Annotated in this window: 25 protein-coding genes; 24 read left to right on the plus strand and 1 reads right to left on the minus strand. The window is 57.1% G+C overall.

Going from position 1 to position 26,768, the window contains the following annotated elements; all coding sequences use genetic code 11:
* Window positions 1-20 precede the first annotated feature (20 nt).
* Window positions 21-866: a symmetrical bis(5'-nucleosyl)-tetraphosphatase gene (locus tag AAHM38_RS22670; protein WP_116577078.1), complete on the minus strand. Its 846-nt coding sequence runs from the start codon at window positions 864-866 to the stop codon at window positions 21-23.
* Between the two features lie 168 nt (window positions 867-1,034).
* Between AAHM38_RS22670 and rfbB the strand changes: the two genes are divergently transcribed.
* The 24 genes from rfbB to AAHM38_RS22790 all read left to right on the plus strand — a co-directional run bounded on the left by rfbB (window position 1,035) and on the right by AAHM38_RS22790 (window position 26,568).
* Window positions 1,035-2,099 (plus strand): dTDP-glucose 4,6-dehydratase, encoded by a 1,065-nt coding sequence (gene rfbB, locus AAHM38_RS22675; protein ID WP_012761335.1) that lies wholly within the window; start codon window positions 1,035-1,037, stop codon window positions 2,097-2,099.
* Window positions 2,089-3,006, plus strand: coding sequence for a dTDP-4-dehydrorhamnose reductase (gene rfbD, locus AAHM38_RS22680; protein WP_012761336.1), 918 nt, complete (start codon window positions 2,089-2,091; stop codon window positions 3,004-3,006). The genes rfbB and rfbD overlap by 11 nt, the downstream gene beginning before the upstream one ends.
* A 10-nt stretch (window positions 3,007-3,016) precedes the next feature.
* Window positions 3,017-3,568: a dTDP-4-dehydrorhamnose 3,5-epimerase gene (rfbC, locus tag AAHM38_RS22685; protein ID WP_012761337.1), complete on the plus strand. Its 552-nt coding sequence runs from the start codon at window positions 3,017-3,019 to the stop codon at window positions 3,566-3,568.
* 80 nt (window positions 3,569-3,648) lie between these two features.
* On the plus strand, window positions 3,649-5,532 hold the full coding sequence (locus tag AAHM38_RS22690; RefSeq protein WP_012761338.1) for a polysaccharide biosynthesis protein: 1,884 nt from the start codon (window positions 3,649-3,651) through the stop codon (window positions 5,530-5,532).
* 347 nt (window positions 5,533-5,879) lie between these two features.
* On the plus strand, window positions 5,880-7,241 hold the full coding sequence (locus tag AAHM38_RS22695; RefSeq protein WP_012761339.1) for a UDP-glucose dehydrogenase family protein: 1,362 nt from the start codon (window positions 5,880-5,882) through the stop codon (window positions 7,239-7,241).
* A gap of 14 nt (window positions 7,242-7,255) precedes the next feature.
* Entirely contained in the window at window positions 7,256-8,206 is a 951-nt protein-coding gene (locus AAHM38_RS22700; protein ID WP_012761340.1) for a UDP-glucuronic acid decarboxylase family protein, read from the plus strand.
* Window positions 8,207-8,239: 33 nt separating this feature from the next.
* Window positions 8,240-9,241, plus strand: coding sequence for a UDP-N-acetylglucosamine 4,6-dehydratase (inverting) (gene pseB, locus AAHM38_RS22705; RefSeq protein ID WP_012761341.1), 1,002 nt, complete (start codon window positions 8,240-8,242; stop codon window positions 9,239-9,241).
* Window positions 9,238-10,386 (plus strand): UDP-4-amino-4,6-dideoxy-N-acetyl-beta-L-altrosamine transaminase, encoded by a 1,149-nt coding sequence (gene pseC, locus AAHM38_RS22710; protein WP_012761342.1) that lies wholly within the window; start codon window positions 9,238-9,240, stop codon window positions 10,384-10,386. Before pseB ends, pseC begins: the two co-directional genes overlap by 4 nt.
* Entirely contained in the window at window positions 10,383-11,276 is an 894-nt protein-coding gene (locus AAHM38_RS22715; RefSeq protein WP_012761343.1) for an aldo/keto reductase, read from the plus strand. The genes pseC and AAHM38_RS22715 overlap by 4 nt, the downstream gene beginning before the upstream one ends.
* Window positions 11,276-12,046, plus strand: a complete 771-nt coding sequence (locus tag AAHM38_RS22720; RefSeq protein WP_116577077.1) for a cytidylyltransferase domain-containing protein — start codon at window positions 11,276-11,278, stop codon at window positions 12,044-12,046. Before AAHM38_RS22715 ends, AAHM38_RS22720 begins: the two co-directional genes overlap by 1 nt.
* A 5-nt stretch (window positions 12,047-12,051) precedes the next feature.
* Window positions 12,052-13,341 (plus strand): aminotransferase class III-fold pyridoxal phosphate-dependent enzyme, encoded by a 1,290-nt coding sequence (locus AAHM38_RS22725; RefSeq protein WP_012761345.1) that lies wholly within the window; start codon window positions 12,052-12,054, stop codon window positions 13,339-13,341.
* Window positions 13,342-13,345: 4 nt separating this feature from the next.
* Window positions 13,346-14,419 carry a UDP-2,4-diacetamido-2,4,6-trideoxy-beta-L-altropyranose hydrolase gene (pseG, locus tag AAHM38_RS22730; protein WP_012761346.1) on the plus strand — a complete coding sequence of 358 codons (1,074 nt, stop codon included), beginning with the start codon at window positions 13,346-13,348 and terminating at the stop codon, window positions 14,417-14,419.
* Window positions 14,420-14,425: 6 nt separating this feature from the next.
* Window positions 14,426-14,992 (plus strand): UDP-4-amino-4,6-dideoxy-N-acetyl-beta-L-altrosamine N-acetyltransferase, encoded by a 567-nt coding sequence (gene pseH / locus AAHM38_RS22735; protein WP_012761347.1) that lies wholly within the window; start codon window positions 14,426-14,428, stop codon window positions 14,990-14,992.
* The gene (gene pseI, locus AAHM38_RS22740; RefSeq protein WP_012761348.1) at window positions 14,989-16,038 is read left to right on the plus strand and encodes a pseudaminic acid synthase; all 1,050 of its coding nucleotides are present in this window, start codon (window positions 14,989-14,991) and stop codon (window positions 16,036-16,038) included. The genes pseH and pseI overlap by 4 nt, the downstream gene beginning before the upstream one ends.
* Before the next feature lie 55 nt (window positions 16,039-16,093).
* Window positions 16,094-17,653 carry a hypothetical protein gene (locus AAHM38_RS22745; protein WP_257019915.1) on the plus strand — a complete coding sequence of 520 codons (1,560 nt, stop codon included), beginning with the start codon at window positions 16,094-16,096 and terminating at the stop codon, window positions 17,651-17,653.
* 33 nt (window positions 17,654-17,686) lie between these two features.
* Complete coding sequence (locus tag AAHM38_RS22750; RefSeq protein ID WP_024973400.1) at window positions 17,687-18,625, plus strand: hypothetical protein; 939 nt, start codon at window positions 17,687-17,689, stop codon at window positions 18,623-18,625.
* Between the two features lie 83 nt (window positions 18,626-18,708).
* Window positions 18,709-19,947 carry a hypothetical protein gene (locus tag AAHM38_RS22755; RefSeq protein ID WP_116577075.1) on the plus strand — a complete coding sequence of 413 codons (1,239 nt, stop codon included), beginning with the start codon at window positions 18,709-18,711 and terminating at the stop codon, window positions 19,945-19,947.
* A 1-nt stretch (window position 19,948) separates the two neighbouring features.
* On the plus strand, window positions 19,949-20,587 hold the full coding sequence (locus tag AAHM38_RS22760) for an acyltransferase (protein WP_116577074.1): 639 nt from the start codon (window positions 19,949-19,951) through the stop codon (window positions 20,585-20,587).
* 18 nt (window positions 20,588-20,605) lie between these two features.
* Window positions 20,606-21,850: a hypothetical protein gene (locus tag AAHM38_RS22765; protein ID WP_116577073.1), complete on the plus strand. Its 1,245-nt coding sequence runs from the start codon at window positions 20,606-20,608 to the stop codon at window positions 21,848-21,850.
* Window positions 21,847-23,082 (plus strand): glycosyltransferase family 4 protein, encoded by a 1,236-nt coding sequence (locus AAHM38_RS22770; protein WP_012761355.1) that lies wholly within the window; start codon window positions 21,847-21,849, stop codon window positions 23,080-23,082. The genes AAHM38_RS22765 and AAHM38_RS22770 overlap by 4 nt, the downstream gene beginning before the upstream one ends.
* Before the next feature lie 9 nt (window positions 23,083-23,091).
* On the plus strand, window positions 23,092-23,736 hold the full coding sequence (locus AAHM38_RS22775) for an acyltransferase (RefSeq protein ID WP_012761356.1): 645 nt from the start codon (window positions 23,092-23,094) through the stop codon (window positions 23,734-23,736).
* Window positions 23,737-23,817: 81 nt separating this feature from the next.
* Window positions 23,818-24,972, plus strand: a complete 1,155-nt coding sequence (locus AAHM38_RS22780; RefSeq protein WP_116577072.1) for a DegT/DnrJ/EryC1/StrS family aminotransferase — start codon at window positions 23,818-23,820, stop codon at window positions 24,970-24,972.
* A gap of 2 nt (window positions 24,973-24,974) precedes the next feature.
* Complete coding sequence (locus AAHM38_RS22785) at window positions 24,975-25,568, plus strand: sugar transferase (protein WP_041668446.1); 594 nt, start codon at window positions 24,975-24,977, stop codon at window positions 25,566-25,568.
* A 328-nt stretch (window positions 25,569-25,896) separates the two neighbouring features.
* The gene (locus AAHM38_RS22790) at window positions 25,897-26,568 is read left to right on the plus strand and encodes a class I SAM-dependent methyltransferase (protein WP_012761359.1); all 672 of its coding nucleotides are present in this window, start codon (window positions 25,897-25,899) and stop codon (window positions 26,566-26,568) included.
* Window positions 26,569-26,768 lie beyond the last annotated feature (200 nt).

The raw sequence follows: 26,768 nt of genomic DNA on the forward strand, positions 1-26,768 counted from the left end.
TGGTCCGGTTTGGGTGGGAATTACCATTTCTTTTTGTGCGCGAGCGGGTCCTGCGCCTGCTCGCAATCCACCTGGATCACGTCACGTCCGGCCGGCGCGAGCGACAGCTTGGCAGCCGTAAGCTTGCCTCCCCACACGCAGCCGGTATCCAAGCCCATCACATCGTCGCGCATCACCAGCCCGCGTGTGGACCAATGCCCGAACACGATCGGCGTGCCGCGCGTGCGGCGGCCCGGCACGTCGAACCACGGCATGTGGCCGTCCGGAGCGCCATCGGCATCCGTCGTGTCGAACTCCATCGTGCCGTCTGGCTTGCAGAAGCGTAGGCGCGTCAGGGCGTTGATGGTCAGACGCAGGCGGTCCATGCCGACGAGATCATTGCTCCACTTGTCTGGATGGTTGCCAAACGCATCGGCCAGGAAGGCTTTCCAATGCGGGCTGCGCAGTTCGCGCTCCACCGCACCGGCCAGCTCCAGTACGTCGCCAGTCGTCCACTGCGGCAGAACGCCGGCGTGCACCATCAGGAAACCGTTTTCGAAGATGGCCAGCGGCTGGTGACGCAGCCATGTGATGAGCTGGTCGCTATCGGGCGCGGAGAGGATGTCGCCGAGCGTGTCGCGCTTGCCGGGTTTGCGCACTCCCGCAGCTACGGCCAATAGGTGGATGTCGTGGTTGCCCAGGACGGTGCGTGCACGGCCGGTCTCGCAAAGTGCGATGACTTGGCGCAGCGTGGCCAGCGACTCGGGGCCGCGGTTGATGAGGTCGCCGACGAAGCGCAGCGGGGCGTTGGGGGGGAGGGCGGCCAGCAGGGTCTGGAGTGGGGAGCAGCAGCCTTGGAGGTCGCCGATGGCGTGAGGGGGAGACATGGCCCGGAAGATATCGTCAGTATGAGGATGATGGCCGAGGGCGATCATCTGATCAGATAGAATACCGCTACTTCACAGGGGGGATTCCCCACACTCATATTTCCTACGGATTTTGAGCGCCTGAGGCCAGAGAGCGCCTAGGACTCGGTCCTCGGGCGGGAGCATTCGTTGTCGTACATTGTCGTCACCGGGGGCGCAGGTTTTATCGGGGCGAATTTCGTTTTGGACTGGTTGCGCGATGATCATGCCGATGCCGTTATCAACGTCGACAAGCTCACCTATGCGGGCAACCTGAAATCGCTGGCTTCGCTGCAAGGCGACCCGAGGCACATCTTTTCGCAGGCAGATATTTGTGACCGCGCGGCGCTCGATCGCATGTTTGTTGATTACAGGCCTCGTGCCGTGGTGCATTTTGCGGCTGAAAGCCATGTTGACCGCTCGGTCCGAGCACCCGCTGATTTTGTTCAGACCAACGTGGTGGGCACATTCACGTTGTTGGAAAGTGCCCGTAACTACTGGGGGACGCTTGATGCGACAGCCCGAGCGGCGTTCCGCTTTGTGCACGTTTCCACCGATGAGGTCTTCGGCTCGCTTGCGGAGGGCGAGTTACCGGTTTCGGAGGCTGCGCCACATGCTCCAAACAGTCCGTACTCTGCGACCAAGGCAGCTTCCGATCATCTGGCTCGGGCGTACTATCACACTTATGGATTGCCGATCGTAACCACCCACTGTTCCAACAATTACGGTCCGTATCAATTCCCTGAGAAGCTGATTCCGCTGATGATCGTCAACGCGCTGGCCGGTAAGCCGCTGCCGTTGTATGGCGATGGCCTTCATGTGCGCGACTGGCTCTACGTGGGTGACTGTTGTTCGGCCTTGCGATCAGTACTTGCGCGTGGTCGCGTGGGCGAGGCTTACAACGTTGGTGGTTGGAACGAAAGGACCAACCTCGATGTGGTGTACACCCTGTGTGATTCGCTTGATGTACTTGTACCGAAAACCAGCGGCTCGTACCGCGATCAAGTGACTTTTGTCGCCGACCGGCCCGGTCATGACCGTCGTTATGCAGTCGACGCGCACAAATTGCAGAGTGAACTCGGGTGGGTGTCTTCGCAGACATTCGAGAGCGGTCTGCGTAAGACTGTGCAATGGTACTTGGACAACCAAGCCTGGGTGCAGAGCGTCATGTCTGGCGAATATCGACACTGGATGACCAAGCAGTATGGTGCATAAGGTGTCTCCCCTTCCCGTCATCCTCCTCATCGGAAAAAACGGCCAGGTCGGCTTCGAGTTGCGGCGCAGCCTTGCGCCACTCGGGCGAGTTGTTGCGCTTGGTCGCGCAGACTGCGATCTCACCCAGCCAGATCAATTGCGCCAGGCAGTGCGAGCTTTTCAGCCCGACGTGGTGATCAATGCGGCCGCGTATACGGCCGTCGACAATGCCGAAACGGAACCCGACGCCGCGCTTGCCGTCAATGGCGTCGCTCCGGGTGTACTGGCTGAGATGGTTCGGACAAATGGTGGACTTTTGGTCCATTACTCCAGTGACTATGTGTTCGATGGAGCGAAAGATTGCCCCTATCTGGAAACGGACGTCCCGAATCCGCAATCCGTGTACGGTCGAACAAAGCTGGAGGGCGAGCGTGCGATCGCTGCCAGTGGGGCCAATGCGCTTGTGCTGCGGACAAGCTGGGTTGCGGGTGCCCACGGTGACAATTTTGTCAAAGCCATCTTGCGCCAGGCACGTGAGCGCAAGCATTTGCGGGTGATTGCGGATCAGCTTGGTGCGCCAACCTCAGCATCGCTGATTGCCGATGTCACCGCGCAGATCGTCGCGCGACACTGGGTCTATGGTGAGCGCGACGCGTTGATGCCAGGCGTCTACCACCTCGCCGCGGCTGGTCAAACGACTTGGCATGGCTACGCGAGTGAGGTACTGCGCTACGCTGCCGGACGTTGTGTGGACCTGAAGGCGGCTGTGGCTGGCATTGAAGCGATTCCAGCCGTCAAATGGCACTCGCGGGCCTCGAGGCCTGCCAATTCTTGTCTGGATACGAGCAAGCTCCGTGAGACCTTTGGCGTCCATTTGCCGAATTGGCAAGAGGGGATTCAGTGCTTACTCGAACAAATTTTTCCCTGACGTTATCGTAATGGGACCGACAGTTATTCCTACAGCTTTCCCTGAAGTATTGATCCTTGAGCCAAAGGTCTTTGAAGATCAAAGAGGCTTCTTCCATGAGAGCTTCAACGCCAAGGATTTTGAGGCGGCAACTGGCTCGTCGCACGCCTTTGTGCAGGACAACCATTCACGGTCGCTCAGAAACGTACTGCGGGGCTTGCACTATCAGGTGAGGCAACCGCAAGGCAAGCTCGTGCGTGTGACAGCTGGAGAGGTTTTCGACGTGGCGGTGGATATTCGCAAAAAATCCCCGAATTTTGGCCGTTGGGTCGGTGCTATCCTCTCCGCCGAGAACAAGCGGCAGCTATGGATTCCCGAGGGTTTTGCGCACGGCTTCGTCGTCACTTCCGAGCAGGCCGATTTGCTTTACAAGACCACGGACTACTGGCATCCGGAGTACGAACGCGCAATCGCGTGGAATGATCCGCAACTGGGCATCGCGTGGCCGATCCAGGGAGAAGTCATCGTGTCTGCAAAGGATGCAGCCGCGTCGCTACTGGAGAACGCCGAGGTCTTCCCGTGAACGACGGCGAAGCTGGCCACTCGCGTACACGCGCTCACTCGCGTTCGTGCCGCCCACTACGTGCAAACAACAAATTCAAGATGTACCTCCAGAAGATTTCCGAGATGTCGCGCCAGAAGAAGATTCTGCTCATGCTGGCGCTCGACTTTTTGTTGCTGCCACTGTCCCTTTGGTCGGCGGTAGGCCTGCGTACAGACCACTGGGCGGTGGGTTCTCAATACCCAATTGGCGTTTACTTCATCGCGTCGGCGGTTGCGATTCCAGTCTTCATCCGCATGGGGCTTTATCGATCCGTGGTGCGGTATATGGAAGATCGAGCGATCCTGACGATCATCGCCGCGGTGTCGATCTCGATCACCATCTTCGGTTCGCTCATCTATTTCCTCGGTCTGTCCAATGTGCCCCGAGGAGCGCTGCTAATTTACTGGTTGCTAGCAATTTTCTATATCGTTTGCAGTCGGTTCTTTGCGCGTGCAGCGTTTCGCATGTTGCCCGGATTCCATCGCCAACGACAGAAGGTCATCATCTACGGTGCCGGTGAAGCAGGCCGGCAACTTGCGGTGGCGCTGCGTGCCGGCCCCGACTATGACCCGATTGGTTTTGTGGATGACGACCCTGCCAAAGTGAAGCTCAACATTGGGGGGATATCAGTCCACCAAGCTGAACAGCTCCCGGCTTTGATCAAGGACCTTGGCGTCAGCCAGGTACTGCTGGCCATACCCTCCGCGTCGCGCGGGCGTCGTATTGAAATCGTGAACGCGCTCGAGCCGTTGGCGGTGGAGGTTCGGGTTGTGCCAGGTATGGCAGACCTGGTGTCCGGCGAGGTGCATCTTGCCGATGTGCGCGAGGTCGAGATCGACGAATTGTTGGGGCGCGAGGTGGTGGCCCCACGCCGTGACCTGCTACGTCAGAGCATCGCAGGCAAGTGCGTGATGGTGACTGGAGCGGGAGGGTCGATCGGATCGGAGTTGTGTCGCCAGATCATCAAGAACGAGCCCGTGCAAGTGGTGTTGTATGAGCAATCAGAGTTCTTTCTCTACAGCATCGAGTATGAACTGAAGCAAATCATTGCTGCCCAGGGTCTTGCGATCGAATTGGTGCCGGTGCTGGGTTCAGTGCTGAACGGCGACAGGTTGTTCAGCATCATGTCCAAGTACAACGTGCAGACCATTTATCACGCGGCTGCATACAAGCATGTGCCGATCGTTGAGTTCAATATGACCGAAGGCATATTGAATAACACTGTGGGCACGCGGGTAGCGGCGGAGGCGGCAATGCGTGCCAACGTTGAATCGTTCGTACTGATCTCAACGGATAAGGCGGTGCGGCCGACCAACGTCATGGGCGCAAGCAAACGAATGGCCGAGCTTTGCTTGCAAGCATTGGCCCAGGATTGCGCCAACACTCGTTTCAGCATCGTTCGCTTTGGTAACGTACTCGGCTCCAGTGGTTCCGTTGTGCCACTGTTCAGGAAGCAGATCGCCGCAGGCGGCCCCGTCACCGTGACGCATCAGGACATCACGCGCTACTTCATGACGATACCCGAGGCTGCGCAATTGGTGATTCAGGCTGGAGCAATGGGTGGGGAGGGTGAGGTCTTTGTCCTGGACATGGGGCAGCCGGTCAAGATTGTCGATCTGGCGCGCCGCATGATCCACTTGAGCGGGTTCCAGGTTCGTGATGGTGCCAACCCCGCTGGAGATATCGAAATCCAGTTCACCGGGCTGCGTCCTGGGGAAAAACTTTACGAAGAACTGTTGATCGGAGACGCCGTAAGTGGCACTGATCATCCGCTCATCATGAAGGCGGACGAGTCGTGCCTCAACCACGAAGTGCTCGACGAGTGCATGACGCGGCTGATACACGCCTGCAATGCCAATGACTACGAAACAATTCGGAATATTCTTCTGGAGTGCGTATCGGGGTTCCGCCCAGACCACGATATCAAAGACCACCTGTACTGAGCACCGCCCTCTGCATGGGTCATCGCGGACGAAAGAGCTAAGAAATTATGGCAAAATGTCCGACTTGGCAGGCGGTTGAGCGCGGGAAGTGCGCTCAACCGCGCGTCATACTTTTGCATTCGCATTCCTCTCCCCATCCTCCTGCCTGACCTGCTTTCTGCGGGGGCGGGCTGCAGCAATCCAATGAGTCATGAGCCTCGGCACCCGACTGATGATCGGAAGCCCATTGTATTGCGTGGCGTCAGAAGTGATGTGGCAACAAAACACTAATGGAATGCGCGGTTGCGGCATCGAAGTTGGGCGTGCTGCTCCCGTTGCTGGCTATGTACACGGATATTGGCTTGTAAATGAGAATTACTATCATTGGGACTGGCTACGTTGGGTTGGTGACAGGGACATGTCTCGCCGAGTTGGGCAACAACGTTTTTTGCTTGGATGTCGACTCACAGAAAATTGATCTGCTAAACAGCGGTGGTGTGCCGATCTACGAACCCGGTCTGCAGGCGTTGATCGACCGAAATCGCGCAGCGGGCCGGCTGAAATTTTCTACGGATGTGGCGGCCAGCGTAGCGCATGGCGACATCCAGTTCATCGCGGTCGGGACACCGCCCGACGAAGACGGCTCGGCCGATTTGCGATACGTGCTTGAGGCCGCGAGGAGCATTGGTCGGCACATGGAAGGCTTCAAAGTTATCGTCGACAAATCGACGGTCCCGGTCGGAACGGCAGACCGGGTGAAGGCCGTCGTTGCCGAGGAGCTTGCCAAGCGACAGGTGCAGCATGCTGATTACGCTGTGGTCTCCAACCCTGAGTTCCTCAAGGAAGGTGCGGCAGTCGAAGACTTTATGCGTCCTGACCGGATTGTGGTGGGCGTACCTGCTGGCGCGGTTGGCGATCGGGCCAAGGAGATGATGCGAACGCTGTACGCGCCGTTTAACCGAAACCATGAGCGCATGTACTTCATGGACGTACGTTCGGCGGAGTTCACCAAGTATGCAGCCAACGCCATGCTGGCGACGCGCATCAGTTTTATGAACGAACTGGCGAATCTGGCCGACTGTGTCGGAGCAGATATCGAACTGGTACGTCAAGGCATCGGATCCGACCCCCGCATTGGGTACAGCTTCTTGTATGCGGGTATTGGATATGGTGGCTCTTGCTTCCCAAAGGATGTGCAAGCCCTCGCCAAGACCGCTTCCCAGTATGGTCGATCGATGCACGTGCTCGACGCTGTTGAGAAAGTGAATCAGGCACAAAAGCGCGTGTTGGTCGACAAGATTTTGGCCCGCTTTGGCAGTGACCTCTCCGGCCAGCGATTTGCTGTCTGGGGTTTGGCCTTCAAGCCGGAAACGGACGATATGCGCGAAGCGCCGAGCCGCGTTGTCATTCAAGAACTGCTTGCTCGCGGTGCCTCGGTGCTTGCTCATGATCCGGTGGCCATGGAAGAAGCGCGTCGGGTGCTGAAACAAGATCTCGCGAGCCAACCGGAGTCGCTGCAGCGTCTACATTTTGTCGATCAACCTGAATCAGCCTTGGACGGCGTGGATGCCTTGGTTATCGTCACTGAATGGAAGGCGTTCCGTAGCCCAGATTTTGAGGTGATGCGCAGCGAAATGAAGCATCCTGTTATTTTCGACGGCCGCAACTTATTCGATCCCGCGTCGATGAAGACGCAAGGGTTTGAATACTTCGGTATTGGTCGCTCCTAAAGTCCACATAGAACATGCGTAACTACAATTCTCGCCAGCGTATCTTGGTGACCGGCGGCGCCGGGTTTTTGGGGTCCCACCTCTGTGATCGCTTGATCGAGCAAGGTCATGAAGTGCTGTGTGTGGATAACCTCTTCACCGGTGCAAAACAGAACATCGAGCACCTTCTGGGCCATCCACACTTCGAGTTCGTGCGTCATGACGTGACCTTCCCGCTCTACGTGGAAGTGGACCAGATTTACAACCTGGCCTGTCCGGCATCTCCCATCCACTACCAACACGATCCGGTCCAGACGACCAAGACATCTGTGCATGGTGCGATAAACATGCTGGGCTTGGCAAAGCGGCTTGGCGCGAAGATTTTCCAGGCTTCCACCAGCGAAGTGTACGGGGATCCGGTTGTGCATCCCCAGCCTGAAACCTATTGGGGTAACGTCAATCCGATCGGCATGCGTTCGTGCTATGACGAGGGCAAGCGCTGTGCTGAAACCTTGTTCTTCGACTATAACCGCCAGCACGGATTGGAGATCAAGGTTGCCCGGATCTTCAACACCTACGGTCCTCGGATGCACCAGAACGACGGGCGTGTGGTTTCAAACTTCATAATGCAGGCCTTGCGTGGCGAATCCATTACTGTGTTTGGTGATGGCAAGCAGACGCGTTCCTTCTGCTTTGTAGACGATCTCATCGGTGGGATCGTTGCACTGATGGACACCCCCAAGGAGTTCACCGGCCCAATGAATCTGGGCAATCCGCATGAGATGACCATGATTGAACTGGCAACGCATGTGATTGAACTCACGAATTCCAGTTCAAAGATCGTATTCAAGCCGCTGCCGTCCGACGACCCGGTTCAGCGCCGCCCGGACACGCGCTTGGCGGAAGCGACCATTGGCTGGAATCCATCGGTACAGTTCCGAGATGGCCTTGCCAAGACGGTTGAGTACTTTAAGCGCTTTGTATAAGCAGCCCCAGTTCAGATTTCAGAGAGATTCGCAATGTTCAACAATAAGTCCATTCTGATCACGGGCGGCACCGGCTCTTTTGGCAAGAAATACGCTCGTACGATTCTGAGTCGCTACAAGCCCAAACGCCTGGTCATTTATTCGCGTGATGAGCTTAAGCAGTTCGAGATGCAACAAGAGATCAACGCCGGGCCGATGCGCTATTTCATTGGCGATGTTCGCGATGGCGAGCGTCTGGCGCAAGCCATGCGCGGGATCGACTACGTCATTCATGCTGCTGCGCTCAAACAAGTGCCTGCTGCGGAATACAACCCACTCGAGTGCATTAAGACCAACATTCACGGTGCTGAGAACGTCATCAACGCGGCGATCGCCAACAATGTTCATAAGGTGATTGCGCTGTCTACTGACAAGGCAGCCAACCCTATCAATCTCTACGGCGCAACCAAGCTCGCGTCCGACAAGCTGTTCGTGGCGGCCAACAACATGGTGGGCGCGAACCAGACTTCGTTCGCCGTTGTGCGATATGGCAACGTGGTCGGTTCACGCGGTTCTGTCGTGCCTTTCTTCGAGCAACTGCTGGCCAAGGGTGAAGCGGAGTTGCCGATCACTCATGCCGATATGACTCGCTTCTGGATCAGCCTGCAGGATGGTGTCGATTTCGTGCTGAAGAACTTCGAGCGCATGCATGGTGGTGAGATCTTTGTGCCGAAGATTCCGTCGATCCGCATTACCGACCTTGCCGAAGCGATGGCGCCCGGTGTGGCAACGCGGGTGATCGGAATTCGTCCTGGTGAGAAGCTGCACGAAATCATGTGCCCGGCCGACGACTCACATCTGACGCTCGAGTTTTCTGACCACTACGTGCTGCGTCCGACCATTAAGTTCCATCATTCCGACATCGACTACACCCTCAATGCATTGGGCGAAACAGGGACAAGTGTCGCGCAAGGGTTTGAATACAATTCCGGTAACAACCCGCATTTCCTGACACCGCAGGAAATTCGCGATTTCAACGCCAAGGCGATGGCATGATCCCCTACGGCCGGCAGGACATTTCGGCGGACGATATCGAGGCGGTAGTTGCTGTCCTCAAGTCCGATTTCCTAACGCAGGGTCCGGCGGTTCCGGCATTCGAGGCCGCCGTTGCCTCCTATGTGGGTGCTGCGCATGCCGTCGCCGTTAACAGCGCGACATCGGCGCTCCACGTCGCCTGCATGGCGTTGGGTGTCGGGCCGGGCGATGCTGTTTGGACAACACCGAATACGTTCGTTGCATCGGCCAACTGCGCTCGCTATTGCGGCGCAGATGTCGATTTTGTTGATATCGATAGCCGCACTTACAACATGTGCGCCGTGTCGCTGGAGGCCAAACTCAAGGCTGCAGCCGCATGCGACGCTCTCCCCAAGGTTGTAATTCCGGTCGCCTTTGCCGGACAGTCCTGCGACATGCGAGCGGTCCGTGCGTTGGCTGAGACGTACGGTTTCGCCGTTATTGAGGACGCTTCGCACGCGATTGGTGGCCGTTACCTGGGCAAGCCAATTGGCTGTGGCGACTATGCTGACATCACCGTATTCAGCTTCCACCCTGTCAAAGTCATCACGACGGCCGAGGGTGGGTTGTGCGTGACCAATCGGGACGATCTGGCGCAGGCGATGCGCAAAGCGCGCTCGCACGGTATTACGCGTGAGCAGGCTGAAATGACGGAGCCGTCGGATGGCGCCTGGTACTACCAGCAGGTCACGCTTGGGTACAACTACCGCATGACCGACATGCAGGCGGCGCTGGGTGTCAGCCAGATGACTCGCCTCGATGCCTTTGTTGCACGCAGACACCAACTGGCTCGTCAGTATGATGAGCTGCTCGCGGGGATGGAGTTGGTTGTGCCATTCCAGCATCCGGATGGCTTGTCTGGCTTGCATCTGTATCCGATCGTTTTGAACGATGCCGCGCGGCGCAAGGCGGTATTCGATGCCCTGCGCGCAGCTGGTATCCATGTCAACGTGCACTACATTCCGGTACATACACAGCCGTACTATCGCGAACTTGGCTTCAAGCGAGGGGATTTCCCTAGGGCTGAGGCTTATTATGCAGGTGCTATCAGTCTGCCGATGTTCCCTGGCTTGACCGACCAGCAGCAAGAGTTCGTTGCCAACACGTTGCGCGAGATACTCACATGAAACTGGCCCTGGGAACGGTGCAGTTTGGCCTACCCTACGGCATCACGAATTCCACCGGGCAGGTTGCGCAGGATGAGGTCATACGCATCTTGCAGCGCGCCCGAGGGTTGGGTGTGGACGTGCTGGATACCGCCGCAGCCTATGGCCAGAGTGAAGCCGTGCTTGGGTGCTGCGGAGACGTTGCACACGCCTTCCGGCTTATCACCAAAACCTTGCCAAAGGGCGGGGCGGTGGCGGATGCCGACTGGGTGCAGCAAGTAGTGCAGAGGGTGTATACATCCCTGAGCAATTTGAGAGTCCAACGCCTCGATGGGCTGCTGGTGCATCATGCGGCAGATCTTCTCGGTGGATCCGGTCAAGCGTTGTATGGTGCTTTGCAAGAACTCAAGGCTGCGGGCTTGGTCGAGCGCGTGGGGGTGTCAGTCTACAGTGTCGAAGAGGCCATCGCCGCAACGCGGCGCTTCAGCATCGACGTGATGCAACTTCCGCTGAATGTCCTTGACCAGTCCTTTGTCCGCTCTGGCGAGCTGCAAAGGCTCAAGGAACGAGGGGTGGAGATTCATACGCGGTCGGCGTTCTTGCAAGGCGTATTGCTGTCTGCAGAGTTGCCCACTTTCTTGCAGGCCCTTTCTCCCGGCTTTGATCGTTTCCAGTCGATTTGCAGAGAAGCTGGGCTGAGCCGGCTCGAAGGCAGTCTTGCATTCCTTCGGCAGCAACACGTGATCGATCAGGTCGTGGTGGGTGTGCTGACCCAAGTACAGCTTGAGGAAATAGCCGGCGCTTGGGCGCGTAGCGCTGATCACGCTGCGCTGGATTTTTCTGCGTGCGATATGGCGCCGTCGGCCGCTGTGACGCCGTCAAACTGGCCCGCACTGAAAGGAGAGTCTTGATGACGGTGATCGCTTTACTTCAGGCGCGCACGAGTTCCACTCGACTACCGGGCAAAGTTCTGAAGCCACTGCTCGGCGAGCCGATGATCCTGCGCCAGATTGAGCGTCTGCGACGTGTGCGCAACATTGATCGGTTGATGGTGGTCACCAGTGATCGTCCGTCGGATGACCCGTTGGCAGTGTGCTGTGAAGGCGCCGGCGTGGAGGTTTTCCGCGGTAGTCTTGACGATGTGCTGGATCGTTTTTACTCCGCCGTGAGGGATGCGTGCCCCCAACATGTGGTGCGACTGACCGCAGACTGCCCGTTGACCGATCCCGAAGTGATCGATGCTGTGATCGATTTCTATCGCGATGGTGACTACGACTACGCGAGTAACGTCCTACAGCCCACCTATCCAGACGGTTTGGATGTGGAGGTGTTTCGCTTCAGCGTGCTGGAAAGCATCGCCCATGAGGTGACGTTACCCTCGCAGCGGGAGCACGTCACATCGTTCATTTATCAGCATCCCGAGCGTTTTCGCTTGGGAGGACTCACCTATGAGAAAGACCTTTCGGCACTTCGCTGGACCGTCGACGAGCCTGCTGATCTGACGTTTGTTGAGGCCGTCTACGACGCCCTGTATCACGACAACCCGACTTTCGCTATGGCCGATGTCCTGCAATTGCTGGCACAACGGCCAGAGTTGATGGAAATCAACGCAGGCCAGCTACGCAATGCAGGCTATCTGAAATCTCTTGTACAAGACGAGCAACAACCTCGAAAGGTATAAATATCATGTCGCAGCGATACCAACAGTCTGAAGCACTGCTTGAGCGCGCATTGCGGACCATTCCGCTGGGCTCGCAGACGTTCAGCAAGAGTCGCACGCAATATCCGTTTGGCGTGTCGCCGTACTTCATCGAGCGTGGCCGCGGCAGCCACGTCTGGGACGTCGATGGCAACGAGTATGTCGACATGATTAGCGGTTTGTGTGCGCTGACGCTTGGATACTGCGACCCAGATGTCGACGCGGCTGTGAAAGCGCAGCTTGAGGACGGCATCATCTTTTCATTGCCGCACAGGCTTGAAATGGAGGTGGCGGAGCAACTGGTGTCGATGGTGCCTTGCGCCGAGATGGTCCGATTCGGAAAGAATGGTTCCGATGCCACCGCCGGCGCAGTTCGTGTTGCGCGCGCGTTTACCGGCCGCGATCATGTTGCTGTGTGCGGCTATCACGGCTGGCAAGACTGGTACATCGGTACGACAGCACGCAATCGTGGTGTGCCGCAGGCGACACGCGATCTGTCGCACACCTGGGCATACAACAACATCGAAAGTCTCGATGCGATTTTCAAAGCACACCCCGGTCAGGTTGCTGCGGTAATCCTTGAGCCGATGAATGTCGTCGAACCTGCCCCGGGTTTCCTGCAGGCAGTCAAAGAGCTTACCCATAAGCACGGTGCATTGCTGGTGTTTGACGAGACGATCACCGGCTTCCGCTACGCCAACGGCGGCGCCCAACAATTATTCGGCGTCACTCCCGATCTTGCGACCTTTGGTAAAGGGCTTGCCAACGGCTATCCCGTCTCAGCGGTTGCCGGTCGAGCTGATGTGATGCAGTTGATGGAGGAAATCTTTTTCTCGTTCACCTTTGGTGGCGAGACGCTGTCGTTGGCGGCGGCGCTTGCGACGATGAGGAAGCTGGAGCGCGACCCGGTCACGGCCGCCCTGGCACGCCAAGGGCAGGTTGTGATTGACGGTCTGCGTCAGCGCATTGCGGCGCTGGGCGCAGATGATTTCCTTTCCGTTTCAGGGCATCCGGCTTGGAGTTTCCTGCTGATCAAGGACACACAACGTTATCCGATGTGGCATCTGAAAACGCTGTTCATGCAGGAGATGCTGGCACAGGGCATCCTTACCTTTGGTACCCACAACATGGGCTACTGTCATTCCGATGCCGATATTGCCAAGCTTTTTGCCGCGTACGATCACACGCTGCCAATGCTTGTGCAGTCGGTGCGCGACGGCGGGCTTGAGCAGATGTTGAAGTGCGCGCCGCTTGAGCCGCTGTTCAAGGTGCGCTAACGCTATGAAGGTTGCGATCCGAGCTGACGCATCGGTTCAGATCGGCTCAGGCCATGCGGTGCGTTGCCTAACGCTGGCTGACGAGCTGCGCGCGCGCGGCGCGGAAGTCTTGTTTATCAGCCGAGCGCATCAAGGTGGAGCCCGTGCTTTGCTGGAGCAACGCGGCTACACCTGCGTTGTGTTGCCTGCGCCAACAATCTCCGATGCGCTCTTGGGCGACCTCGCTCACAGCGCATGGCTGGGCGTGTCCATGGAGGAAGACCTTGCGCAGACTGCTGCAGCAGTGCAGGGATGGGCTGCCGACTGGCTGGTGGTCGACCACTACGCGATCGATTGGCGCTGGGAGCGGGCAATGCGGTCCTACGTGCCGCGTATCATGGCTATCGACGATTTAGCTGACCGCCGTCATGATTGCGATCTTCTCTTAGATCAAAACTTCTATTGCGACATGGAGACGCGGTACGAAGGACTGGTGCCGGCGCACTGCAGGTGCTTGCTGGGCCCCAGCTACGCTTTGCTGCGTGCCGAGTTTGCTGCGGTCAGTCGTCCTCACCGAGAGCAGGGAGCAGTAAAGCGCATCCTTTTGTTCATGGGAGGGGTGGACCGCGACAATGCAACTGCGACGGCGCTGCGTGGGCTCAATGAAGCGGCCAGTGCAGGCATTGCGATCGATGTTGTGCTTGGGGCCGCTGCGCCTCATCTCGAGCAGGTGCGCGCCTTGTGTGACGTGACTCCGAATGTGCATCTGCATGTACAGATCGACAACATGGCCGAATTGATGGCTAGCGCCGATTTGGCGATCGGGGCATGTGGTTCCGCCACGTGGGAGCGCTGTTTCCTGGGCCTGCCGACGATCACCATTGTGTTGGCTGACAATCAACGGAAGTCTGCACACGATTTGGCTCAGGCTGGCTATATCGTTAACCTGGGCGACGTCGAGACGGTCACTCCGCATGCGGTGGCGAGGGCGGTCCACGCAATGATCGAAGACCCCGCAGGGCGTGCGGCCATGTCTCACCGCGTGGAGGCTCTGGCGAGCCGCCGTGGTCCGATTGCAGCCGACCTCATCTGCGAATAGCGCTGTATGCATAGATTCGAGGATTGTGAGCTTCGTCCCGTTGAGCCGAGCGACAAGAGCAGCCTGTTAGCGTGGCGTAACAGCGAGCCCGTGCGTCGCAACATGTATACCGATCATTTGATAACGCCGGAGGAACACGATCGTTGGTTCGCGTCTGCGCAAGGACATCCGAACGCATCGTTCATGGTCTTCGCGCTACGCGGGACGCCTGTCGGATTCAGCGCATTTACTGGTATCAACCGTGAGCATCAACGTTGTACCTGGGGTTTCTACCTCGGAGTAGAAGGGTTGCCAAAGGGGACGGGCTCAGCACTCGGCTACCTGTCTCTGGCGTATGCATTCGATACGCTTCGTATGTACAAGCTTTCCTCCGAGGCATTTGCGTTCAACCGAGGTTCGATTGGCTTGCATCGCAAGCTCGGATTCAAGGAGGAAGGCCATTTGGTGGAGCACTACATCAAACACGGCAAGCGCGAGGACATCATCTGCTTCGCCAAATTCCATAAGCAATGGGAGAGTGACCGGCTCGCACTACGTGCGCTGTGTTTTTCACCCGAAGGAACATTGACATGACGATCAATATTGGTGGTCGCTTGGTCGGCCGCGAACACGAGCCGTTTCTGATCGCGGAAATGTCCGGTAATCACAACCAGTCGCTGGGTCGCGCACTGGAAATTGTTGATGCCGCAGCCGCGTCAGGTGCACATGCGTTGAAAATCCAGACTTACACAGCGGATACCATGACACTGGATATCCGCGAGCGCGAGTTTTTTATCTCAGACCCAAAGAGTTTATGGAAGGGAAAGTCTCTTTACGAACTCTATGACGAGGCTCACACCCCCTGGGAGTGGCATGCAGCAATTTTTGAAAGGGCGCGCGGGCACGGCATGATTCCGTTCAGCACGCCTTTCGACAACACGGCGGTGGATTTTCTCGAGAGTCTCGATTCCGCCGTGTACAAGATTGCTTCGTTCGAGAACACGGATATCCCTCTGATCCGCAAGGTTGCCCAGACCGGTAAGCCGATGATTATCTCGATCGGCATGGCAAGTGTTGCGGAATTGGACCTGAGCGTTCGCGCTGCACGCGAGGCGGGCTGCAAGGATCTGATCCTGCTGAAATGCACCAGTACCTATCCGGCCTCGCCCGAGAATACGAACATCCGTACCATCCCCCACATGCGTGAATTGTTCGGATGTGAAGTGGGTCTGTCGGATCACACTATGGGTGTCGGCGTATCTGTTGCCAGCGTGGCGATGGGGGCGACGGTGATTGAAAAGCACTTCACGCTGAATCGCGCCGATGGCGGTGTGGATTCAACGTTCTCGCTTGAGCCGGGTGAATTCAAGTCGCTCGTCACGGAGACGCGGCGTGCTTGGCAGGGGTTGGGGGCGGTTAGCTACGGCGCAACGGAGGCAGAGCAAAAGTCGCTCGTGTTTCGACGCTCGCTTTACATCACCCGCGATCTTAAGGCGGGGGAGTTGCTGGACGCAACCAGCGTGCGGGCGATTCGCCCAGGTTTTGGCCTTGCGCCGCGGCATCTCGATCAGGTACTCGGACGTGCCGTAAAACTGGATGTCTGCCGTGGAACCCCCTTGGCGTGGGAACTGCTCGCCTGAGCGCGGTACTTTCCCTTGCCGCCTCTGACTTGACTGTATCCACAACTGCTTCTGTATGCGCCTCGGTTTCGCCACAATTTACGCCTATCGCCCGCACGTTGAACACGTGTACTTTCTCTCGACGATGATGAAAGCGCGGGGACATGAGATTTTTTATCTCAGCTGTGATAGCGCGGTGTCTGCCTGCTATACCCGCGAGTTGCGTAATGAATCCAATCCTGCCAAGGAGTGCATAAAATGCACTATGGGCGGAATTCGCTCATTTGTATCCCGCGTTGATTCCATGCGTCGATATCGGGATCCGGCTGGAGCTGCTGCTGCGGCTGAGTCAGCTCAGCAGTGGGGTTTTTCAGGTGCATGCACCATCCTGCGTACCGAAAGCCAATCTGATAAGCAGACGGCGGAGTTCCATTCATTGCATCAGCGGCTTGCTACGGGCTCGGCGGAGGCTTTTGCCGCTGCCTGTCGTTGGATCGAGGACCGTCGTTTGGATGGGATTGTCTGTTTCAACGGCCGGATGGAAGGGCCCCGTGCGTTGCTGGAGGCAGCCAAGGCAAAAGGCATTCCATTTGTCTCCGTGGAGCGCACGTGGTTTGGTGACGGCTTGATGCTGATACCGGATCAGAACTGCCTGGCGCTCGACGAGGTGGGTCGCGTTGTTGCCGAGTACAAGGACAAGCCGCTGACTGAGGGGCAGGCGCGCGCCGTTGCTTCTCTGCTGGCAGCCCGGTTCATGCGTACCAACACGCTCGAGTGGCGTGCGTACAACCTCAATGCGGAGAGCTTGGCATGGCCTGCCCAGAGTAACGGGTTGAAGCTGTTGATCACGCCGAGCAGCCTGAATGAATTCGACGGCCATCCGGACTGGCGCACAAAATGGCCAAACCAGATTGCCGCGCTGGATTTTCTCTTTGATCATCTGAAGTTGGACCCGGCCAGTTGCATTCTTCGTTGCCATCCAAACTGGGGGGAGAAGATCGGACTGAGAGACGGTGGCCTAGCAGAGAAGATGTACACAGAATGGGCGCTGCGCCGCGGCGTCCATGTCATCGGTAGTAAGGAACGTGCAAGCACGCTCAGCTTGATTGCGCAAGCGGACGCGGTGGTCGTCAACGGAGGCAGTGCTGCGTTTGAGGCCGGCGCGCTTGGCAAGCAAGTGATCGCGCTGGGCACATCGATTTACCAGACGGCGGGTTTCCAGGTACAGCTGTACGGGCCGGATGATGTCGACAATCTATCTTTGATAGGGCGGCAAACTCCGGATGAGATCGCTCGGCTGGTTTTGCGTTTCGCATACGCGTTCAATTTCCGCTTCAATCAGTACGTCGGCGACGTGCGCGCCAGGACGACCACGCAGTATGCGTACAATCCTGAACCTGACGGGAGTCGGCTGGAGCGCTTGCTGGAGACGCGCCATATCGAAGCAGACGACACCACTTTCGCGTCGGATTGCACTGAGGAGGATCGCGTCCTCCAGTTGCTGCATGATCGGCGCTGGGCTGAGCTGAGCGAAACAACGAAGCCCATTCCCCATACCTACCGTTCCGTGCATCGTCGCGGCGTATTCCGCTATCTGGACGCCGTTCGCGAGCGCATGGCGATTGGCGATAGGTAATCAGGCAGGAAACAGCCCTTTGGAGCGTGGCGAATGATCAGCCGAATTCGTGTCTTGACGAAAAGTTTGATGGAACAGCCTGGGTACACATTAATGCGTGTACCCGCGCGGTTTCGTTTTGCGCGCGAAGCAGTCAGTCGAGCCAGGGGCGTCGCGCACGGGCCCGGATTGCGGCGCTACCTTGCAGAGCGGCAAGAGCGTCTGGGCGAGAGTGTTTTCCACGGCATCGACCGGGAGCGTTTTGTTCAGACGCTGGATTCCGACGGCTTGGCCTTCGGGCTGAAGATCCCTGCAGAGATGGTGGCCCAGATTCGGCAGTACGCAGAAGGCGCTCCGTGCTTTGCAGATCGGGAGCCTGCCCATGGTTTCTATGCAGATCAGCGAGAGCTTGCTGAGCGCGCGTTGGGCAAGCCGATTCTGGTGGCGCAGTATTTCAACACGCTCCAGCATTGCTCAACGATCCACGCGTTGCGGCATGATCCCTTGCTGGAATGGATCGCGGCGCGCTACATCGGTTCGGTCCCCGCGTTTGTTGGCGCGAATCTTTGGTGGACCTTTCCTGTCAAGGCGCGAGAGGAAGACCGTTTCAAGCACGCCCATCTTTATCATCGGGATGTGGATTGCTTCCGCTTCTTCAAATTTTTCTTCTATCTGACCGACGTTGAACCCGGCGACGGTGCGCACGTGGCCGTGGCGGGGTCGCATCGCCGGCCTCCGCTGACTCGGCGTCTCGACGGAATGAAGATCCGCCGCTACGCCGATGCGGAGATCGAGCAGACCTATGATCCCGTTGCCATCAGGGAGATTTGCGGACAGGCTGGGACAGGTTTTGCCGAGAACACGCTATGCATTCACAAGGGGCGCACGCCCGTCCGGCATCCTAGATTGCTGTTGCAACTCCAGTTCGCCATGTTCGACTATGGCGTCATGCATGATCGTCGTCGCCAGCAAGACTTGAGCTTGCTGCGCTGATTCATTCGCGCTCCCGCCGTTGCACAATCCGAGTCGATACACGACGACATTCGTAGTGTCAGCGCGCACGCGCGCGACAATTCATGAGCTATAAGAGAAACCTAGGCACGATGTGCCTGAACGGTTTGGCTGCCGTGCTGATGATGGGCCGGATGCTGGCCTATGCCAAGTTGCTGCCCGTTCCAGCATTCGGCGCACTGAGCGTTGGGCTGCTTGTTTCAGCATCGCTGTCCATGGTCAACGCCTTGGGGCTGTTTCTGCTGATGCAGCGGGACTTGCCCTGCCTGTTTGCGGCGAGGCGATTTACGCGTGGCATGGTCATGATGTGTGAGGTGGCGCTCGTAACCGTGCTGTGTGCGGTCCCGCTGTTGGGCTACAGCGCGACAGGTTTGTCGCTTGCAGGAGGAGCGGGCGCGTTGCTGGCGTTGGCCGCAGTGCACGGCTTATCTAATCAGTTTTTCGGCATCATCTCTACGGAGAGTAAGAGCCGCCTTCTGCAGTCAGAGTTTTCCGCGACGTTGTTCGCACGCAGTTGCGTAATCTTGCTGGCTGGCGTGTTGGGTGCCGGCAAGTGGGGTAGCGCCGAGGCGATCCTGATTGCGGAGATTCTCGCGACGCTCGCCATGGTGGGTATTGCCACAGTGCGCGCGGGCACACGCTACGGACGCGCCTCTTGGGGGTTGCCCAAGCTCGCCTTGCGTCACCTCCGGCACGCAGAGTGGCGTGCAGCCGGGGCGCTTTTTGTCAGTGTTGTTCTGGCGTTCCTCATGCAGAACACTGATCGCTGGATGGCTGCCGATGCGCTGGAAAAGCACGTCTTTGCCCAATTCGCCTTTGCTTGGACGTTGCTGTCGATGGCGTCGACGTTCCAAGTGACCGTGAATGCCAACCTTTTCCCCAGTCTCGCTGCACAGATTTATCACAGCGGGAGGAACGTGGTAAGGGTGCGTACCACCAAGACGTCGCTTGGCCTCTTGGCCGCACTTGGCCTACTTGCTTTGCCCGGTTACTTCATTATTCGCTGGGGCACGGAGACGTATTTTCCCCAGTACTCGGACGTATTGAATTACATGCCCTTGTTTTTGGCGGCCTCTGCGTTCCGTGCCTCTGATTTCTGGGCAAACTATTTTGTGATTTCCGGAAGAACGCGCGTGCTCTTTGCATGCCAGCTCAGCGTCTTGTTGGCAACACTAGTCGTATGGGGCGTGACTGGACTTTACTCGGAAATGCCTTTGCTCATGCGATTGTCGATTCTTACGTTGGCGCTGTCTGCGTTGTCTTTCTGTTTTGGTCTTGTCGCAGTGCGGGTTGGGGAAAAGTGAAATGATTGGCAGACTCTATAAAAAGAGCTTTCTGTGGCGCTGGTGGGTGACCATCTATTTCCTTTGTCGTGGCGTGCGAGTTGATCCAAGGGCCATGTTTATGGCATCACTTTCACATGTCAAGCTTGGGCGTGGTACGAGCATCTCCAAGGATGTGATTATTAATCTTTCGGGCGACGGCAGGCTTGAGATGGCTAACGACACGTGGCTGTCGCACGGTGTGGAGATTGAATCGGAGGGGCTCATCACCATCGGCGAAGGTACAACGATTCAGCGGCGCTGTTCGCTGAACGGCACGATCTCGATTGGTCGCGGTTGTATCTTTGCTCCCAATGTTTTCATCTCTTCGGGGTCGCATATTTTTGCGGCCTGGCCAGAACTGCCGATTCGCGAGCAGGAGGCCAAGTACTCCGCATTACCGCTAGCTGCACGGCCTACGGGTTTCGGCGATCGGCCAATCGAGATTGGGGACGACTGTTGGATCGGAGTGAATGTGGTCATCATGCCAGGAGTGACGATCGGTAAGGGGTGCGTAGTTGGTGCGAACGCTGTTGTAACCAAAGATTTGCCGGCTGGCACAGTTGCCGCCGGTGTTCCGGCCAAAATTCGGTCTATGCGTTTCACGTCGCAGGCGCAGTAGCCGTTCTAAGAGTTCACCTTGCGTATCCTGAAGAGTTTTCTAATTGCCTGGGGTTTTTACTGGCTGCTGCTACTGGTTCTGCCCGTGCGTCCGATTGGGGATGCCGTCCTAGTCGGATTTCTGGTGCAGATCATCTTCGTGCTCGTTGTGGCGATTGGCTACGTTTCAGTCGAATTTTTGCTGCACAAAACGCCGCCGTCGATGGGTACCGGGTGGCGGCTGAGCAGCGCTATCGTGGTTATCGCCTTGGGCCTATCTTTGCTGGGTACCTTAGCGCTTGCCTTTGACAAGATTGTCGTGCAGGGCATCGACTATTCTGCTGGTCTCGCGTATGCCCGAGAGCAATGGCGAGAAGCTGGAGCGGCGCGTGGCGATGAGGTGTCGTCGGCGGCTAGTGTTGTCGGGTACTTGCTAGGCTCATGTTATATCGTCGCGGTTGTACTTTTTTCGCGGACCGAGTTCGTGGCTCGTTGGCATGCGTACGCTTGCGGCATCGCCGCAGCGATTTTGGCGCTTGCTAATACAGTGCTAACGGGAGGGCGTTCAACTTTGATTCTTACGTTGTTGTTTTTCGTTGCAACGCGTCTGCTCGGGGTTGAAGGGGAAGAAAGAAGTCAGCGCGCTGGTTCTTCTCGATCATTTTGGCTGACATTAGCTTTGTTGTTTTTAGGAGCTGTTTATTTTCTTTTTGTAATAGTACAGCGTGCTGATGCGACCGGGATTTCTGTTGCAGAGTACTCTAGAAGTGTATTAACAGATCTCGGATTGAGGTCGAGTGATTGGTTTGATAGCCTTGATTCGCATCAGGATTTTGTGGCGGTTTTGAATTTGCTGGTGATGGCTGTCTCGTATTTCGTTCATAGCTTTGCTACCACAGTCGCAATTGTTGATTTTGGGCCCGATAGAAACACGTCGACCGTGATTTTTGTTATTGCGGCTAGTTTGGCGGAAAAACTGCACTTGATTGGACCAATTGATACGGACTGGTTTTTGGCAGGTGCTTTCCCATCTCTCCCAGGCGCCCTTTATCTTCAAGGGGGGTGGTTTTTGTTGGTACTGGCGGGTGTTACGCTAGGGTTGCTGACAGCACTGGTTCGGAGGTGGTGCTTAGGTTCTCCATCGGTCCTCTCTTATGGAATGTTGGCTAGTTGCCTGTGCACCTTGTTGGCAAGTCCTATTTTGTTCGTGGCCGATGTAATGATGTTTCCATTCGTTATAATTCAATTCTGTTTTATCTATCTAATCGCGAAAGCTATCAAATGAAAGTCTGGATCGTCAACCCGTACGGCAGCCTGCCTGGAGAAGCTTGGCGTGAATACCGTAGCGCCATGTTGGCGGAAGCCTTTGCGCGCGCCGGGCACGAGGTGACATGGTGGCTGTCGAATTTTGAGCACCGCTCCAAGAAGTTTCGGTGCGTCGACTATTGTGAGCAACAGCTCGAAACCGGCGTTAATGTTCGGATCGTGCCGACAACGCCGTACACCAGCCATGTGTCGATGGCGCGCATCCGCAGTGAGCGGAATTTTGCAAAGAACGTAGCTGCGCGTGTGCGGGCAAATCCGCGGGACAAGGCAGATTTGGTGGTGCTAGCCGAGCCCTCGATCTTCTACGGAAAGGCGATTGTTGAGATGGCGCGCAACATTGGCGCCAAGCTGGTGGCCGATATCATTGATATCTGGCCAGAGGTCTTCGCCATGGTCCTTCCCAAGCCTCTCAGACCCTTTGAGCGCCTGCTGCTGGCGCCGTTGTACATGAGGCGTGCATCGATCTTGAACGCGTGCGATGGGATTGTTGGTGTGTCAGAGGACTATCGTGATATTGGCGTGCATGCGGCTCCTTCGACGCCTTCCGCAGTCTCATACTGGGGGGTGGACGTCGCCAAGATGCGTGCGGCAATGGCCCAGGAGAACGGTGGGGTGCTGCGCAAGCTGGGCCTTGCGGAAAAGGCACCTAGTGAGGTCTGGGTGATCTATGCTGGCACGCTGGGTGCGGGCTACGATATGGAGTCAATCCTGAAGGCGGCGAGGTCGGAGCGTCTGCGTGGCAAGCCGGTCAAATTTCTCTTTGCGGGCGATGGCCCACAGCGCGCTATGCTCGAATCCGCCTGTGCTCAGCCTGGCGGTAATGTGGTCTATCTAGGGCGCTTGGATCCGGACGATCTCAACCTGATGTACAAGTATTGTGATATCGGTCTGAGCACATATCTCGCGCATTCAACGGTGTCCATGCCGATCAAGTTCTATGACTACTTGGCGGCAGGGATCGCCACAGTCAATTCCCTTGAGCGTGAGATTCAGCGTCTGATCGCAGGCAAGCAGCTTGGACGGCAGTACGCGCCAGGCGACGCGGACTCCCTGGCCCAGGCTGTCGAGGCACTCGTTACAGACCGCGCGCTGCTTGATGCTTGCAAGTCGAATGCCGCGGAACTCGCCCCGCGATTTGATCAGTATCTGCAGCACGACGCGTTCGTTCGCTTCGCCGAAAGTCTTCGCTAAGGAGAAATCATGTTCCGCAGGCTCTATCTGTCTCCTGCCGGCTACGCGATTTCGGCGGTGCTGAATGTGGTTGGCGCGTTGCTGCGCCCGTTCATGGTGTACGGATATTTTTCCCGTCGCGACGGGAGGTTTCTTCGCTTCACGCGCGTGAGTTCCAGTGCCAAGATTCTTTGTGAGCGCGAACTGACCATCGGGGACCATTGTTGGATCGGGCCTCATTGCCTGATCGATGCCAGCGGTGGTGTAGAGATCGGGGAGGGTGTGCAGATCAGCTCGTTGAACGCTGTGCTATCGCATAGCAGTCATGTATCGATACGGTTGTTGGGTAGGCAGTTCATCTCTACACCAACGCCGCAGCGTACTGGTTTCATTCGAGATCCGGTCGTGATCGGCGCCTTTACTTTTGTAGGGAGCGGCGCGATCATCCTGCCCGGCACAAAGATAGGCAAAGGGTGCGTGATTGGCGCCGGTAGTGTCGTTCGCGGGGAGATTCCAGATCACTCCGTCGTGCTTGGTAACCCGGGAAAAATTGTCGGTACCACCGAGAAATACGACCTCGAATTTGTTCGAAGCGGTGAGATCGACCACACCTATTTTGATCCGGAGCGGCTGGCCGAGCTAAGGCGTGTGGTGGAGTCCGACAACGCAGCTTAGCTAGCAGTCGGAACCGCGCGCATTTAGGTTCCCGTTTGCTGACTCTTATCCACGCATTCAAGCCCCAAGGATGGTCTTACTATGAACAGCAGTTTCCTTCCATTCGCGCAGCCAGAGATTGGCGAAGAAGAGATCGCCGAGGTTGTAGCGACGCTGCGCTCAGGTTGGGTGACCACAGGACCGAAAACCAAGCAGTTTGAGTCAGACTTCACCGAGTACCTTGGAGGCGGAGTGGAGTCTATCGCGGTGAACTCCGCGACCGCAGGCTTGCATCTGGCTCTGGAGGCCGTTGGCGTTGGCCCGGGTGACGAGGTAATAACGACCACCCACACTTTCACCGCTACGGCCGAAGTCATCCGATATCTGGGCGCTCATCCGGTATTCGTCGACGTGAGCGCAGAGTCGCTCTGCATCGATGTGACCGCGATTGAAAAGGCTATCACGCCGCGTACTCGCGCCATCATGCCGGTGCATTTCGCCGGTCGCGCGGCAGATATGGACGCGATCATCTCAATCGCCAAGAAGCACAATTTGCGCGTTGTCGAAGATGCGGCTCATACGTTGCCTGCGACCAATGGTGGAAGGTTGGTCGGCACCTTGGATACCGACGCCACGGTGTTCAGTTTCTACGCCAACAAAACCATCACGACCGGTGAAGGTGGGATGGTGGTCACGCGAAATCCGGAAATTGCCAAGCGCGCCAAGATCATGCGTTTGCATGGCATCAGTCGTGATGCATTTGACCGCTTCGTGGCAACGAAACCAAGTTGGTACTACGAGATTGTGGCACCAGGTTTCAAATACAACATGACCGACGTCGCCTCAGCGATCGGCATTCATCAGCTCAAAAAGGCAGAAGCTTTCCAACGTCGCCGTGCCGCCATCGCAGCGCGTTATGACGAAGCACTGGCTGACTTGCCTTTGATTCTGCCGCCGCACGCGCTAAAAGGCGACATTCACTCGTGGCACCTTTACGTGATTCAACTCGCCAAGGGCGCACCTTGTACGCGTGACGGGCTGATTGATCACCTGTTCAAACTGGGCATCGGTTGCAGCGTTCACTATATCCCGCTGCATCTTCAACCCTATTGGCGCGACACGTACCAACTGACGCCAGACATGTTCCCCGTTAGCCAGCGTGTGTATGAAAACACGTTGACGTTGCCGCTTTATACGCGCATGCAGGATGAGGATGTAGAGCGGGTCATTCAAGCAGTCCGGAGCGCGTTCAACTGATGATGATCAAGCGGCTTTTTGATCTCGTTGCGAGTGCAGCGGGGCTGCTTCTGTTGGCGCCAGTGTTCCTGGTGATTGCGATCGCCATCAAGCGAGAGTCGCCTGGTCCGGTCTTTTTTCGCCAGGAGCGAGTAGGTCTGGGAGGTCGTACCTTTCGCATCCACAAGTTCCGCACGATGGTCGTGTCAGGTGAGGGGCGGGGGCCGCTAATCACGGTCGGTGCTGATCGCCGTATCACCTCCAGTGGGGCATTCCTGCGCAAGTACAAGTTGGATGAGCTCGCGCAGTTGATCGATGTCTTTGTCGGGGATATGAGTCTTGTGGGGCCACGGCCCGAGGTGCCGAAGTACGTCGCACTTTATCCAGAGGATGTGCGAGCAATCGTCTTGAGCGTTCGGCCGGGGATCACCGATCTTGCTTCGATCGAGTATCGACATGAGAACGCTCTCTTGGGCAACAGCCAGGACCCAGAGCGAACGTATGTCGAAGAGGTGATGCCAGCAAAGTTGCGCTATTGCGTGGACTATGTGCGGAATCGATCGCTCGGCCTTGATCTGCGTATCATCTGTCGCACGGTTCTCGCCGTGTTCACTTAGCCGCGAGCCTTGTGCGGCGCTTGGCGGCGCGCTTGGCGTTTTGAATTTTCTACCTGTAGTCGTGAGCGTCCGCAGAACCGGGTGCCTAACTTGACTGCCTCATCGCCAACTGAGTACGGGGCGTGGTCGCATTCTGGGCCAGCGGTCATTCCACAAGCGCCGCGTAGCAAATGCGGCGATTGAGTCTCGCTGCGGGTTGTCCTTCCCCGGCGCTTACGAATTCAGGCGCGGCACCACGTCCCAGTTGTGTACCATCAATGCTTCAAGCACATATCGAATGCTATAGAACAACGATATGTTTTGAGCGCGGGGGCACCCAGGAGAGTCCATGGCAGTGGCGAAGCAGCGCGAGATATTTCTCTCAGGCGGTGAAGGCGATCGCTATTTTCAACGTAACCACACATTTTATTCGAATGGCCGTTCTGCGGATACGCTTAGTACCGCAGCAGCTCTATACACCAAATATATAGGGCAAGGTGACCGGGTTCTGGAGGTGGGGAGCTCCTCCGGCGTGAATCTTGCCTCCATTTGTAAGGCGACAGGATGTCACGGCGTTGGTATCGATCCTTCGGCTGATGCGACTGCAGAAGGGCTGCGCTTATTCCCCGAGCTCGAGTTTCGCGTTGGCACTGCCGACAAGCTCGATTTTCCAGATCAGTCTCTCGATTTCATACTTTTCGGGTTCTGCCTGTATCTGGTTGATCGGGAGCACATCACGCGAGTGGTGGCAGAGGCTGATCGCTGCCTTCGTGACGGAGGTTGGATTGGCATTACCGACTTCATGCCTGATGTGCCGACAGCGCGGGCCTATGCTCACCACGCCGGAATTACGTCGTACAAGTTGGACTACGGTCGAGTGTTCACGGCGTTCCCACACTTCCAGTTGGTGGAATCGGCATGCTTCAATCATGCTGACGACCGATTTACTGCGGATCCGCAGGAGAGGTTGTGTGCACAGGTGATCCATAAGGAATTGAGCGGCGGCTACCAGCGGGTGTAGCGCTATCAATGTCACCGGTGCAGAGCGGGTGATGGCGGGTGCCGGGAAGCATCCGCCTGCACTATTTCTTCAATCTGAAGCAAAAGCCCCGCTCAAGGTCGGCGCATCTTTCGCGCCAGCGCGATCAGGAAACCCAATATGAGCCCGATACATGCGCCCGCTGCCCCGTATAAGGTCTTGCCGGGAGATGAGGGGCGAAG

Source organism: Ralstonia sp. OTU4908, assembly GCF_038440115.1.
In the GTDB taxonomy this organism is placed as follows: Bacteria; Pseudomonadota; Gammaproteobacteria; order Burkholderiales; family Burkholderiaceae; genus Ralstonia; species Ralstonia pickettii.